We start from the raw sequence: 13,808 nt of genomic DNA on the forward strand, positions 1-13,808 counted from the left end.
CGAGCATAGCATAGCCCGCGCGCGCCGTCGGCTAATCCCGGCGCCGGCGTCAATCCGGCTTGCCTTGCAGCGCGAGCTGCGTCAGCCACAGGCGGGTATCGAATTCCAACTGGTGATAGCGCGGCTCCATATGGCAGCAAAGCTGATAGAACGCCTTGTCATGCTCTTTCTCTTTCAGGTGGGCCAGCTCATGCACCACGATCATGCGCAGAAAATCCGCCGGCGCGGTTTTGAATACCGTGGCGATGCGGATCTCCGCCTTGGCTTTCAGCCTGCCGCCCTGCACGCGCGATACCGCGGTGTGCAAACCCAGCGCATTCTTCAGCACGTGGATTTTACTGTCCCAGGCGACTTTATTGATCGGGGCCGCGTTGCGCAGGTAGCGGTTTTTCAGCTCCAGCGTATATGCGTACAGCGCCTTGTCGCTGGCGATCTCATGCGCGGCGGGATAGCGCTGCGCCAGCACCGCCGCCAGCCGCTGCTCCGCGATAAGCGTGCGCACCTGGGCGAGGAGGTGCTCCGGGTAACCCTGCAAATAGATAAGTGGTGTCATAAGTGCCCTGTTGCGCGGCAAAAGATGCCGACCCGGCTAAGGGTAACGGATCCCGGGTGTAAAACCAACGGCCGCGGCCGCGTCGCCCCGGTGTTATCGCCGGCCCGTAATGTGCGTCAGTTCACCCTCTACCGCGCTACGCCCGCATGATGTTCCAAAATGAAACCTTATCCGCGCCGCAACGTTCCAAAACGGAACTATTTACGTCGTTATCCCGTCCGGCCAAAGCTGCCTTATAGTCATGATCTATTCCTATTCATCTGGCGGAGCAGCGTATGAAAAAATTAATCAATAGCGTTGAAACGGTGTTGCAGGAACAGCTCAACGGCCTGGTAGAGGCGCATCCCACACTGGCATTGCATCAGGAACCGCTGTTTATCACCCGCGCCGACGCGCCGGTGGCGGGGCGGGTGGCGCTGATGTCCGGCGGCGGCAGCGGCCATGAGCCGATGCACTGCGGTTATATCGGCCAGGGTATGCTGGCCGGCGCCTGCCCCGGGGAAATCTTCACCTCGCCCACGCCGGATCAGATGTATGAATGCGGACAGGCGATTGACGGCGGCCAGGGCGTATTGATGCTGATTAAAAACTATACCGGCGATATCCTTAATTTCGAGACGGCGGCGGAATTGCTGCACGCCAGCGGCACGGCGGTGGCGACCCTGGTGGTCGACGATGACGTGGCGGTAAAGGACAGCCTGTTTACCACCGGGCGGCGTGGCGTGGCCAATACCGTGTTGCTGGAAAAATTGCTGGGCGCGGCGGCGGCGCGCGGCGACTCGCTCGATGATTGCGCGGCGCTTGGGGAGCGCATCAACAACCAGGGGCATTCCCTGGGCATCGCCCTGGGCGCCTGCACCGTGCCCGCCGCCGGCAAACCGTCGTTTGCGCTGGCGGACAACGAGATGGAATTCGGCATCGGCATCCACGGCGAGCCGGGCATCGAGCGCCGTCCGTTTATCTCGCTTAACGACACGGTGGATACCCTGTTCGCCACCCTGATCGAAAACGGCGGCTACCAGCGCACCCTGCGGCACTGGGATCGCCAGGCGGGCGATTGGCGTGAAACCCGCCAGTCCAAGCAGCCGTTGGCAAAAGGCGATCGGGTTATTGCGCTGGTCAATAACCTGGGGTCGACGCCGCTGTCGGAGCTGTATGGCGTCTGGCATCGCCTGGCGGAGCGCTGCGCGGCGTTCGGCCTGCAGGTGGAACGTAAATTAATCGGTTCCTATTGCACTTCGCTGGATATGCAAGGCATGTCCATCACCCTGCTGAAGGTGGATGACGCGCTGCTGGAACTGTGGGATGCGCCGGTCAACACGCCGGCCCTGCGCTGGGGCTGTTAATTTATGGAGGCAATAATGGTTATTACCAGACAGCATATCGTCAGTTGGCTGCAACTGTGCGCCGAGGTGTTCACCGAACAGCGGGACTTCCTTACCCAACTGGATTCGGATATCGGCGACGGCGATCACGGTCTGAATATGAACCGCGGTTTTAATAAGGTACTGGAGAAATTGCCTTCAGTCGCGGACAAGGATATCGGCTTTATCCTCAAGAATACCGGCATGACGCTGTTGTCGAGCGTGGGCGGCGCCAGCGGCCCGTTGTTCGGCACCTTCTTTATCCGCGCCGCCCAAAGCGCCAACGCCAAACAAAGCCTCGATTTGCCGGCCCTGTGCCAGATGCTGAAGGAGGGCGTGGAAGGGGTGGTCATGCGCGGCAAGGCTGAACCCGGTGACAAGACCATGTGCGACGTCTGGGTGCCGGTGGTCGAGCAACTGGAACAGGACAGCCGGGACCACCTGGCGTTGCCCGACGCCCTGCGCCAGGCCGTCGAGCGGGCGCAGCGGGCGCTGGAGTCCACCATCACCATGCAGGCGCGTAAAGGACGGGCCAGCTATCTGGGCGCACGCAGCATCGGCCACCAGGATCCCGGCGCCACCTCGGCGATGCTGATGATCCAGGCGCTTTACCAGGTGACGACCCGTTAGTCGCAGGCCCGGGCGGGCAGGAGGAAAGATGGTCAATATCGTGGTAGTGTCCCACAGCCTTCTTCTGGCGCAGGGCGTAGCTGAGCTGGCTGAACAAATGATCCAGGGCGGCTGCCGGCTGGTTATCGCCGCCGGGGTGGACGACGGCGATCATCCCATCGGCACCGATGCGGTCAAGGTGATGGACGCCATTGAATCGGCGGACGATCCCTCCGGGGTGCTGGTGCTGATGGATCTCGGCAGCGCCCTGTTGAGCGCGGAAACCGCACTGGAACTGCTGGACCCCGCGCTGGCGCAGCGGGTAACGCTGTGCGCCGCGCCGCTGGTGGAAGGCACCCTGGCGGCGGTGGTGGCGGCGTCGGCGGGGGGTAGCCTGGCGCAGGTGAAGGCGGAGGCGCTGGGCGCGCTGGCGGCTAAGGCCCGCCAGCTTGGCGAGCCGGATGACGCCGGCGACGAGGGGACAGGCAAGACGGTAATGCCCGCCGACAGCCAAAGCGTCAGTTGGACGGTGCTTAACCCGAACGGACTCCATGTCCGTCCGGCGGCGCGGCTGGCCGGGGTATTGGCGCCGTTTAAGGCGGACCTGCGTCTTGAAAAGGGCGGGCGCGGCGTCGACCCGCGCAGTCTTAACCAACTGGCGACGCTGCAAATCCGCCAGGGCGATACCCTGCGCCTGCTGGCCAGCGGACCGGAGGCGGGGGCGGCGCTGGACGCGTTTATCGCCCTGGCGCGCCGGGGTTTCGGCGAACAGGTCGACGCGCGCGCCGGCATGACGCTTACCGGCATACCGGTTCCCCCCGGCGGTATTCGCGCGCCGGTGCTGAAGCTGCGTCCGGCCCGTTATCATGCGCGGCCGGAGACGATTTCGCGCCAGCAGATAACCGGACAGCAGCAGCGGCTGCGTTCGGCGCTGGCGGCGACCCGCGGCGATCTGCGGCGGCTGGCGCATCGGGCCGGCGATGCCATGGGGCCGGATCAGGCGGCCATTTTCAGCGCCCACGCGCTGCTGATTGAGGATGCGGATCTGCTGCGGGCGCTGGATCAACGCATCGCAACGGAACTCTCCAGCGCCGAGGCGGCGGCGTCGCGGGAACTGATGGCCATGGTCGACGATTACCGCGCGATGGAGGACCCCTACCTGCGCGCCAGGGAACTGGATATCCGCGATATCCTCAACCGGGTGCTGGGACATCTTGGCGCCGGGCCGGTGGCGCCGCCCGGCGTTGGCGACGGCGACGGCGTGCTGCTGGTGGCCGAGGAACTGATGCCTTCCGAGATGCTTGGCCTGGACCGGCAAAAGGTGAAAGGCATTTGCCTGAGCGCGGGGAATATCTGGTCGCATAGCGCCATCCTGGCGCGGGCGCTGGGCATACCGATGGTAGTGGGCGTGAGCGGATGTTTACAGGCCACCCGCAACGGCCAAACGGCGGCGCTGGACATGGCCGCCGGCACCCTCACCGTCGACAAGCCCGCCGGTGGTAAAAAAGCGGGGACGGAGGAGAGCGAAGACAAAAAGCCGCGCGGCGGCGCGCTGGTTTAACGCCTGGCGCTTTCGCAGCGATGTTTGGCGCGAGTATTTTCCCGGCGCCGGCGGACCCGCCGGCGCTTATTCCGCCTCGGCGCCCGTTTTGAACCGCGCCATTTCCAGGTGGTATTGCTTCACCTTGCGCCAAAGCGTGGTGCGGCCGATGCCCAGCAGCGGTGCCATTTCGTTTAGCTGACCCCGGCATACCAGCGCCGCGCGGATAATCGCCTGGCGCTCCAGGTCCGGAAACGACAGCACCGGCTGCGACGCGGGCGCGTCCGGTTCCACCAGCGCCCGTTCCTGCAGCAAATGCTCCGGCAGATCGTTAAGCTCGATACGATTGTTGCGGCAGGTCATGGCGGCGCGCTCCACCACGCTTTTCAGCTCCTGATCGTTGCCCGGCCAGGGGTACAGGCACAGCTGGCGAATGACGTCCCCGCCAATCTGATAGCGGCACTGGAAATGGCGGCCCAGCGCCTGCAGGCTGTCCTGCACCAGCACGGGAATATCCTGCGTCCGCAGGCGCAGCGGCGGGATATGCAGTTCAAAGGATTGCAGCGTGTAAAACAGCTGGCGGCGAAAACGGTTTTGCTTGACCAGCAGCGGCAGATCGGCGCCGGTGGCGGCGATGACCCGCACATTCACCGGGATCACCCGGTTCGAATTGACGCGCATCAGCATGCCGGTCTTGATGATTTGCAGCAGGGCTGACTGCATTTCCGGCGACAGATATTCCACCTGTTCCAGATACAGGGTGCCGCCGTTGGCGAGTTCGAATTTACTCGGCTGCCCGGCCTCGCCCTCGCTGGCATCGCTGCCCAGAAATTCCCGCGCCATCAAATCCTGCGGCAACGCCTGGCAGTTCAGGGCGATAAACGGACCCTGCGCGCGTTCGCCGCCGTTATGGATGGCCTGTCCCAGACGCTGCTTGCCCACGCCTTCCTCGCCGTGCAGCAGCATGGGATGGCTGCCTTTGGCCGCCTGTTTGCCATAACGCACCAGCCGCCGCATTTCCAGCGACGCCAGCGGCATATCCGCAAAGGTATAACTCACCCGGCCCAGCTGGTTATGCACCAACTGCTGCAGGAGTTCCTGCGGGTGAAGCAGGGCGATAAAACCGCAGCGATCGCCGTCGGGAATAGGCTTTAGCGTCAGCAGCGCCGGGATAAACTGCTGCCGGTTCTCAAACGTGACCTGGACATGGCTCAGCGGGCTGCGGTTATGCATGGCCTGGATCACCAGCGCCGGCAGCGTCAGCAGGGTCAGCACCGGCTTGCCGAGGCTCTCCGTTTCATCGAGGCGCAGCATGGCCGCCGCGCGCGCGTTAAGGTATTGCAGGCAACCGTGCTGATCCCAGGCCAGCACGCCGTCTTCCACGCCGTCGAGCAGGGCGTTGAGCGCGTTAAGGTGGCGGTTGGTTTCGGCCAGCAGGCTGTCGGCGTGCAGGTAATTGCCCACTTCGCGCGCCAGCACCAGCGTCAGCGACAGATCGCTGGCGGCCTTGTCCTCCACCAGGCTGGCCAGCACGATGACCGCCCGCTGGCGGCCGCCGTTGTCGTACACCGGGGCGGCGCAAAAGTGCCAGGGGTGCAGCGCCTGGCGGAAATGCTGTTCTCCCGCCAGTTGCACCGGATAGCCCCCGGCGATGGCCAGCGCCGGCGCGTTGGTGCCGATCAGGCCTTCGGTCCAGTAACTGCCGGGGCCGATGCCCAGCGCCTCCAGCCGGGCCTGGGTAAACGGATGGCCGCACGCCCACAGGGTACAGCCGCTTTCATCCAGGATCAGCAACGCGCAGGGCCGCGACTCCATATACTCATACGCATCCTCCAGCGCCGCCTGTCCCAGCACCAGCAAATCGTCCTTACGCCGGCAAATGGAAGCGAAGGTCACGCCGGCGGCCCGGTGCGCGGGACGCCAGTCGGCGGGCTGCATCAGTTTGCGGCAGCGGCGCCGGGATTCCTCCAGGGCCGGAACGGCGCACGCCGGTTCCCGCTTGGGCAGGTCGTCGCGGCCAGGGTGGGGCAAGGCAGTTTTCAGCACCAAGGTATCGTCTCCCCGGATTAACGGCATCAAGGGAGGTATTACTCCAGAATCCCGGCGGGATTTCTGTTAAGCCTCAGGCAAATATCGCAGGCGGCGATAACGCGGGGGGAGCAACCGCACCGGCGGGGCGCGGTTAGGCAGGGGCTAAAAGTCCTGGCCGTACAGGCTGCCGAGACGTTGGAACTCTTTCATTTCAGTCCGCTCGAAGGTGAGCGGCGTCACCGAAATATAGCCTTCGTCATTCAGCTTCAGCTCGCTGTTCTCCGGGCGTTCAAGGCCGCCGTGCTGCACCCGGATCCAGAAATAGTCCTCGCCGTGGGGATCCTTGGCGGGAATGACCATCATGCCGTCCACATTGCCCATGCCCTGCTTGGTGACCCTGATGCCTTTCACCCGATCGGCGGGCATATCCGGGAAATTCACATTCAGGCACACCTGCCGGTCCCATGTCGCCTGCAACACATGCCGCAGGGTCGGTATCAGGTAGCGCGTGGCGCTATCCCAGTTTACCGGTTGATCGGGATCGCGGTTCTGGCTTAGCGCAATCGAGGGAATGCCCGACAGCATGCCGGTCATCGCCGCGCCCACCGTGCCTGAGAGCAGGGTTTCAAATCCCAGGTTGGAACCGTTGTTGACGCCGGAAAGCACCAGGTCGGGCGGGGAACCGAGCATCGCCTGGTGCACGGCGTAGGCCACGCAGTCGGCGGGCGTGCCATAGACGGCAAACCGCCGCGGACCTTTGTTTATCACCCGCACCGGCTCGCGCATGCTCAGGGAGTTGGCCACGCCGCTTTTGTCCTGGGCGGGGGCGACTATCCACACCTCTTCTGCAATCTCCTGGGCGGCCTTGGCCAGCAGCTCCAGACCGGGGGCGTCGATGCCGTCATCATTGGTCAATAAAACGCGATTCACTTTTTTCATCACAGGGTTGTTCTCCATGGGTCAGGCCAAAAATGAATGAATGTCGAGTTGATTTCGCCACGGGCTCTGCCTGACATCATAAGACAAAAATCACGTGCGCAGGGGATAAAATCTGCGCGGCCGCGCGGCTTCCCGCCCTGGGGCGGGTCAAAAAGCGCAGCGCAAGGGTAAATAAATGGGTTGAATAGGGGATGACAAAAATATGACAAATCAGATAAATAAAGCGGTTACCCTCAACGCACTCGGTGTTTGCCATCAATACGCTTGTTCACCAAGTTGCTGGAGACCATAAGTCCTGGATTATTTCCGCCAATATCCATTAACCATCAGTGATATCACTGCGGGAAATCCGTCGCCAGCGACGCATCCTTCCACGCCGCCAGATCCAGCTTAACCTCGCCGAGTTTCTGATACGCCAGATCCCAGGCAAGATTGCCGGCAAACAGATGCAGCGGCGGTTTTTCCACGGACGCGATCCGGACGATAAGTGCGGCCAGCCTGTCGGGATCGCCGGCCTGGTTGCCCGCCAGGGTGTCCCTATGCAGATCCAGCGACGCCTGGGCAGCGGCGTAGTCGTCAATCTGGCGCTGCGCCACCGCCAGGGAGCCGGCCGAGAGAAAGTCGGTGCGCACCGGCCCGGGGTAGATCACGGTGGCATGGATGCCCAACTCCCGCGTTTCGGCCGCCAGCGATTCCGTCAGTCCGGCCAGGGCGAACTTGGCGGCGACATAACCGCCCCAGCCGGCATAGCCGCCCTGGAAACCGGCAACGGACGCGATATTGATAATGTGCCCTGCGCGCTGGCGGCGCAGCTGCGGCAAGGTCTTGCGCAGTACGTTTAGCGGCGCGAAGACATTGACGTCGAAATTACGGCGCAGTTCGGCGTCGGTCAGCGCTTCCACCGTGCCCTGCAGGCCATAACCGGCATTATTTACCACGACATCGATAACGCCGAACGCCTTTATAGTTTGCTCCACCGCTGCGCCGACGCTGTCCTCGTCGGTGAGATCGGCTTCCAGCGGCAGGAACAGCAGGAACTGGTCGGCGGTGGGCGCCACGGCGCGCTCCAGCGCCGCGCGGTTTCTCGAGGTGGCGGCCACGTTGTGGCCCTGCGCCAGCAGCAGGCGGGCCAGGGTCAGACCGAGGCCCCTGGAGGCGCCGGTAATAAACCAAGTCTTGGGTGGTAGGGTGCGCATAGCAGTTATTCCTCAGGATAATGAAACGGGCCGTCGGTCTGACGGGCGATCGGTTTGCCGACGTCGACGCCGTCCGGCTGGAGAATGACCATGCTATGGTACGGGGTTGTCCGCCGCGCGCGAATATACAGTCCTTTTGATTTGTTGCCTATTTCTCTTTAATTGCTCTTCAAAACGGTTTGCCGCAAAAATTGGCATTTAATTTCAATTTGTGACAGACATTAAAATTTCACATTTTGATAACCAAAAAATGTGACCCACTTCATTCTACTGATTGATGGTGTATTTTATAAAACACCGTTCCAGATATATTCATTTTGTTACTTTCCTTTTGCTTATACATTTTAGCGCCCAGCGGCGAGCTGCCCGTCCGCCCAGGCGTATGCGACCTCTGAAACCCGTCCGGAGTTAAAATAATGAAAACGAATAAATTATTGATTGCACTATCGATAACCCTGGCCACCGCATTGTCCGCCCCCATCGCCACGGCCAGGGTGCTTAAGGTCGCCGAGGTGCAGCCCGACGGCTATCCCACGGTGGTGGCGCTGCAGCATATGGGGGAAAAGCTGAAGCAGGCTACCGACGGTCGCCTGGAGATGAAGGTCTATTCCGGCGGCGTGCTGGGGGATGAAGAGCAGACGCTGCAGCAGGTACAAATCGGCGCGGTGGATATGATCCGCGTTTCGCTGGCGCCGATGACCACCATTGCCCCGGAAACCAGCGTGCTCACCCTGCCGTATATTTTTCGCGATGAAGATCATATGCATAAGGTGCTTGACGGCGAAGTGGGGCAGGAAATCGCCGCCAAGGTCAGTGCGGATCCCAAGGCTAAAATGGTCTTCCTCGGCTGGACCGACGCCGGCGTGCGCAATATGATCACCAAAAAACCGGTGGTGAAGCCGGAGGATCTGCACGGCATGAAAATCCGCGTACAGAACAGCCAGATATCGCTGGCGACGTTAAAAGCCATGGGCGCCAATCCGGTCGCCATGGGCGTAAGCGAAGTCTTCAGCGCCATGCAGACCGGCGTGGTGGACGGCACCGAAAATAATCCGCCGACCTTTGTTGCCCATAATTATATTCCGGTGGCCAAGTATTACACCCTGACCGGCCATTTTATCCAGCCGGAAATGATTTTGGTGTCCTCGCTGGTGTGGAATAAATTATCCGCCGCGGATCAGCAGACCATGCTGAAATTGGGCAAGGAAGCGCAACTGGACGAGCGGCAATTATGGGCCACCTACAACCAGCAATCGCTGGATAAAATGAAAGCCGCCGGCGTGACGTTCCAGAATATCGATCATGATTATTTCATTAAGGCGACGCAGCCGGTAAGAGATCAGTTTGGCAAAGGACATGAAGAATTAATGAAACGTATTGCCGATGTGCATTAATCCTTATCCCTCCCTGCGGCGGGGATAACGTCCCGCCGCCTGCAACCTTTCAGGTGGAACATTATGCCTTTTAATTATTCCCGGTTAATGGACGGGTTGTATGCGATATGTCTGCTGATCGCCAGCATCGCGCTGATGATTATGGTCACCGTGATCCCCATCGGCATCTGCGCCCGTTATTTGTTTGATAACGCCCTGTCCTGGCCGGAGCCGGTGGCGATTGTCTGCATGATTATCTTTACCTTTATCGGCGCGCCGGTGGGGTATCGCGCCAACACCCATATTTCCGTCTCGATCATGACCGACCGGTTGTCCCCGGCCGGAAAGCGTTTCTGCGAGCTGGTCTGCGATATTCTGATGTGCGTGATCTGCCTGATCATGATCTGGTACAGCACCAGCCTGTGCGCCGCCATGTGGGACCAGATGATGGCCTCGCTGCCGGGCTTTTCGTACGGAGAAATGTACCTGCCCATCCCCGTAGGCTCGTTCCTGATGATGTTGTTTGTCATCGAACGCATGATATCCGGGCCCCAGGATCACCGTCCTTTGGTGATGCTGGGCAATTCCCATTAATAAAGCGGAGCGGTGCTATGGATGCGTTAATCTTGATAGGCAGCCTGGTGGTGCTTCTCGCCCTCGGGTTTCCCGTGGCCTTTGCCGTGGGCTTAAGCGCTTTTATCGGCGCGTGGTGGATTGATTTACCGCTGGAGGCGATTGTTATCCAGCTGACCAACGGCATTAACAAGTTTTCCCTGCTGACGATTCCGTTCTTTATTCTGGCCGGCGCCATTATGGCCGAAGGGGGCATAGCGCGGCGAATGGTGAACTTCGCGTACATCTTCGTCGGCTTTATCCGCGGCGGCCTGTCGCTGGTGAATATTGTGGCGTCGACCTTTTTCGGCGCGATCTCCGGCTCGTCGCTGGCGGATACCGCCTCCATCGGCTCGGTAATGATCCCGCAAATGGAGGCGCAGGGCTATCCGCGCGATTTCGCCGCCGCGGTGACCGCCAGCGGCTCGGTGCAGGCGGTGTTAACCCCGCCCAGCCATAATTCGGTGATTTATTCGCTGGCCACCGGCGGCACCGTAACCATTTCCTCCATGTTTATGGCGGGTATCTTTCCCGGCTTATTGCTGGGACTGTGCCTGGTTATCATGTGTATCGGCTTTGCGCGCAAGCGCAATTATCCCAAAGGCGAACTGGTGCCGTTCCGCCAGGCGTTGAAAATATTTGTCGATGCGTTCTGGGGCCTGTTCACCATCGTGATTATACTCGGCGGTATTCTTTCCGGCGTGTTCACCGCCGCTGAATCCGCGGCTATCGCCTGTATCTGGGCTTTTTTTGTCACCATGTTCATTTACCGCGAATTCAGGTGGCGCGATCTGCACCTGCTGCTGTTCCGCACCATTAAAACCGTCACTATCGTCATGGTGCTGATCGCCTTTGCCGCCGCCTTTGGTTCGGTGATGACCTTTATGCAGCTGCCGACGATTATTACCGACTTTTTCCTGAGCATTTCAGAAAACAAATACGTTATCCTGATGTGCATTAATATCATGCTGCTGATTGTCGGCTGCCTGATGGATATGGCGCCGCTGATACTAATCCTGACCCCGGTTCTGCTGCCGGTCACCACCTCGCTGGGTATCGACCCGGTGCATTTCGGCATGATTATGCTGGTCAATCTCGGCATCGGCCTGATCACTCCGCCGGTGGGCACCGTGCTGTTTGTCGCCAGCGCGGTCAGCCAGCAGAAAATGGAGGCGGTGGTAAAGGCGATGCTGCCGTTTTACTGCGTGCTGTTTATCGTGCTGTTGATCATTACCTATGTGCCGATTATCTCGCTATGGCTGCCCGCGGTCACCGGGGTGTATAACGGCAACGGTTGAAGGGTGCGCCGCGATTTCTTAGCAGTACCGGCAATAACTTAGAACCGATCAGTATTGGGCGACGTTTTAAAGATGATGCATGTTGGGCTCTTAGGTATGAACAACGGAGCAGCCTATGAGTACGGCAGTAGCGGCATCTTTACCCTTGCTCGATCTTTCCCGGCTTGATGGCGGCCAGGCGGAGCGTACGGTCTTTTTAACCGAGCTGCGTCTCGCGGCGCGGGATATCGGTTTTTTCTACCTGGCCGGCCATGGCGTGGATTCGCAGTTGCTTGACCAGGTGCAGCGGCTGTCGCGTGAATTTTTTGCGCTGTCCGACGCGCAAAAACAGGCGGTGGCGATGATCAACTCTCCCCATTTTCGCGGCTATAACCGCGCCGCGTCGGAATTGACCCGGGGACAACCCGACTGGCGCGAACAGTTCGATATTGGCGCCGAGCGCGCGCCGCTGCCGCAGACGGAGCGGACGCCGGCGTGGACCCGGTTGCAGGGGCCTAACCAGTGGCCGGCGGAACTGCCTGGGTTAAAACCGGCGCTGCTGCGCTGGCAGGCCGCAATGACCGCGATGTCCCTGCGCCTGCTGCGCGCCTTTGCCGAGGCGTTGTCGCTGCCGGCGGACGCGTTCGATCCCCTGTACGGCGATAAGCCCAATGAGCATATTAAGCTTATCCGTTATCCCGCCCGCAACCAGACCGGCAGCAGCCAGGGCGTCGGCGCCCATAAGGATTCCGGTTTTCTCAGTTTCCTGCTGCAGGATCGGCAAAAGGGCCTGCAGGTGGAAGTGGAAGAAGGTCATTGGACGGATGCCGCGCCGGTTGCCGGCACCTTTGTGGTCAATATCGGCGAACTGCTGGAACTGGCCACCAACGGCTACCTGCGCGCCACGGTGCACCGGGTGGTGTCGCCGCCCGCGGGCGCCGATCGCCTGTCCATCGCCTTTTTCCTTGGCGCCCGGCTGGACGCGGTGGTGCCGCTGTTTGAACTGCCGCCCGCGCTGGCCGCCCAGGCGCGCGGCCCCGCAAGCGATCCGCGCAATCCGCTGCTGCGCGACGTCGGCTGGAATTATCTGAAAGGACGGTTGCGCTCCCACCCCGATGTGGCGCAGCGCTATTACCCCGATATCCCGGCGTTATTATAACGCCGCCAGCCCGCGGGCCAGATCCGCCATCAAATCCCCGGCGTCCTCAATGCCCACCGACAGCCGCACCAGCTGCGGCGTAATGCCGGTGGCCAGCCGTTGCTCCAGCGGAATGGAGGCGTGGGTCATGGCGAAGGGCTGGCTTACCAGGCTTTCGACGCCGCCCAGGCTTTCGGCCAGGGTAAACAGGCTAAGCTGCCGGATAAAGCGATTGGCCGCCTGCGCATCGTCGCCGCGCAGGCGGATGGAAATCATGCCGCCCGCGCCGCGCATCTGGCGCCGCGCCAGCTCATGCTGCGGATGGCTCGCCAGGCCTGGGTAATAAACGTTCTCAATCTGCGGCTGCGTTTCCAGCCATGCGGCAATGCGCAACGCGCTTTCGCTGTGGCGGGCGATACGCAGCGCCAGGGTGCGAATGCCGCGCAGGGTTAAAAAACTGCTGAACGGGTCGAGCACGCCGCCGATGGCGTTTTGCAAATAGGCCAGCCGCTCCGCCAGCGCGGGATTATCCCCCACCACCGCCAGCCCGGCCACCACGTCGGAATGGCCGTTAATGTATTTGGTCGCCGAATGCACCACGATATCGAACCCCAGCGTCAGCGGCTGCTGCAATACCGGCGAGGCAAAGGTGTTATCCGCCACGCTTATCAGGTTATGGCGGCGGGCGATAGCGGCAATCGCCGCCAGATCGGCAAGCTTAAGCAGCGGATTGGTGGGGGTCTCCACCCAAATCATCCGGGTATCGGGTTGAATGGCCCGCTCCAGCGCGTCCGCGTCCTGTGGCTTGACCCAGCTGACGCGCAGGCCGGCGGTGCGGGCGCGCACGTTTTCCAGCAGCCGGTAGGTGCCGCCGTACACATCGTCCACCGCCACGATATGGCTACCCTGATCCAGCAGTTCCAGCACCGTTGAGCAGGCCGCCAGCCCGGAGGCGAAGGCGAATCCCCGGGTGCCTTGCTCAAGCTGGGCGATGGCCTGTTCCAGCGCGTGGCGGGTGGGATTGCCGCTGCGCGAATATTCGTAGCCGCTGTGTTCGCCTGGCGCCGTTTGCGCAAAGGTGGAGGTGGCGTAAATCGGCGGCATTACCGCGCCGGTGGCGTCCGGGGTATAACCGCTGTGCACGGCAAGGGTGGCGATATGGGTCATGCTATTATC

Annotated in this window: 12 protein-coding genes; 7 read left to right on the plus strand and 5 right to left on the minus strand. The window is 61.3% G+C overall.

The window, feature by feature from the left end:
* Positions 1 to 49: 49 nt before the first annotated feature.
* The gene (locus tag ACL2XQ_RS01730) at positions 50 to 553 is read right to left on the minus strand and encodes a YgjP-like metallopeptidase domain-containing protein (protein WP_413721985.1); all 504 of its coding nucleotides are present in this window, start codon (positions 551 to 553) and stop codon (positions 50 to 52) included.
* 275 nt (positions 554 to 828) lie between these two features.
* Between ACL2XQ_RS01730 and dhaK the strand changes: the two genes are divergently transcribed.
* The 3 genes from dhaK to dhaM are packed head-to-tail and all read left to right on the plus strand — an operon-like array spanning position 829 to position 4,087.
* On the plus strand, positions 829 to 1,899 hold the full coding sequence (gene dhaK, locus ACL2XQ_RS01735) for a dihydroxyacetone kinase subunit DhaK (RefSeq protein WP_410012384.1): 1,071 nt from the start codon (positions 829 to 831) through the stop codon (positions 1,897 to 1,899).
* Positions 1,900 to 1,914: 15 nt separating this feature from the next.
* A complete protein-coding gene (gene dhaL, locus ACL2XQ_RS01740; RefSeq protein ID WP_410012383.1) occupies positions 1,915 to 2,547 on the plus strand; it encodes a dihydroxyacetone kinase subunit DhaL in 633 nt (210 codons plus the stop codon).
* A gap of 28 nt (positions 2,548 to 2,575) precedes the next feature.
* Positions 2,576 to 4,087, plus strand: a complete 1,512-nt coding sequence (dhaM, locus tag ACL2XQ_RS01745; protein ID WP_413739997.1) for a dihydroxyacetone kinase phosphoryl donor subunit DhaM — start codon at positions 2,576 to 2,578, stop codon at positions 4,085 to 4,087.
* A gap of 66 nt (positions 4,088 to 4,153) precedes the next feature.
* On the opposite strand, the gene dhaR is transcribed toward dhaM, so the two are convergent.
* The 3 genes from dhaR to ACL2XQ_RS01760 form a co-directional block, all read right to left on the minus strand.
* Positions 4,154 to 6,073 carry a dihydroxyacetone kinase operon transcriptional regulator DhaR gene (gene dhaR / locus ACL2XQ_RS01750; RefSeq protein ID WP_410016645.1) on the minus strand — a complete coding sequence of 640 codons (1,920 nt, stop codon included), beginning with the start codon at positions 6,071 to 6,073 and terminating at the stop codon, positions 4,154 to 4,156.
* 186 nt (positions 6,074 to 6,259) lie between these two features.
* A complete protein-coding gene (gene surE, locus ACL2XQ_RS01755; RefSeq protein ID WP_410012381.1) occupies positions 6,260 to 7,036 on the minus strand; it encodes a 5'/3'-nucleotidase SurE in 777 nt (258 codons plus the stop codon).
* A gap of 335 nt (positions 7,037 to 7,371) precedes the next feature.
* A complete protein-coding gene (locus ACL2XQ_RS01760) occupies positions 7,372 to 8,232 on the minus strand; it encodes an SDR family NAD(P)-dependent oxidoreductase (protein WP_413739998.1) in 861 nt (286 codons plus the stop codon).
* A 416-nt stretch (positions 8,233 to 8,648) separates the two neighbouring features.
* Here ACL2XQ_RS01760 and ACL2XQ_RS01765 point away from each other — a divergent pair, with 416 nt between their 5' ends.
* From ACL2XQ_RS01765 to ACL2XQ_RS01780, 4 genes are all read left to right on the plus strand, one after another.
* Entirely contained in the window at positions 8,649 to 9,626 is a 978-nt protein-coding gene (locus ACL2XQ_RS01765; protein ID WP_413721988.1) for a TRAP transporter substrate-binding protein, read from the plus strand.
* A gap of 63 nt (positions 9,627 to 9,689) precedes the next feature.
* On the plus strand, positions 9,690 to 10,199 hold the full coding sequence (locus ACL2XQ_RS01770; protein WP_413739999.1) for a TRAP transporter small permease: 510 nt from the start codon (positions 9,690 to 9,692) through the stop codon (positions 10,197 to 10,199).
* 17 nt (positions 10,200 to 10,216) lie between these two features.
* Complete coding sequence (locus ACL2XQ_RS01775) at positions 10,217 to 11,515, plus strand: TRAP transporter large permease (protein WP_413728961.1); 1,299 nt, start codon at positions 10,217 to 10,219, stop codon at positions 11,513 to 11,515.
* Positions 11,516 to 11,630: 115 nt separating this feature from the next.
* Positions 11,631 to 12,653, plus strand: a complete 1,023-nt coding sequence (locus ACL2XQ_RS01780; RefSeq protein WP_413740000.1) for an isopenicillin N synthase family dioxygenase — start codon at positions 11,631 to 11,633, stop codon at positions 12,651 to 12,653.
* Here the strand turns inward: ACL2XQ_RS01780 and ACL2XQ_RS01785 are convergent.
* Positions 12,648 to 13,799 (minus strand): trans-sulfuration enzyme family protein, encoded by a 1,152-nt coding sequence (locus tag ACL2XQ_RS01785; protein WP_410012375.1) that lies wholly within the window; start codon positions 13,797 to 13,799, stop codon positions 12,648 to 12,650. The genes ACL2XQ_RS01780 and ACL2XQ_RS01785 overlap by 6 nt on opposite strands.
* Positions 13,800 to 13,808 lie beyond the last annotated feature (9 nt).

This window comes from Sodalis sp. RH14 (assembly GCF_047324285.1).
Lineage (GTDB): Bacteria > Pseudomonadota > Gammaproteobacteria > Enterobacterales > Enterobacteriaceae > Acerihabitans.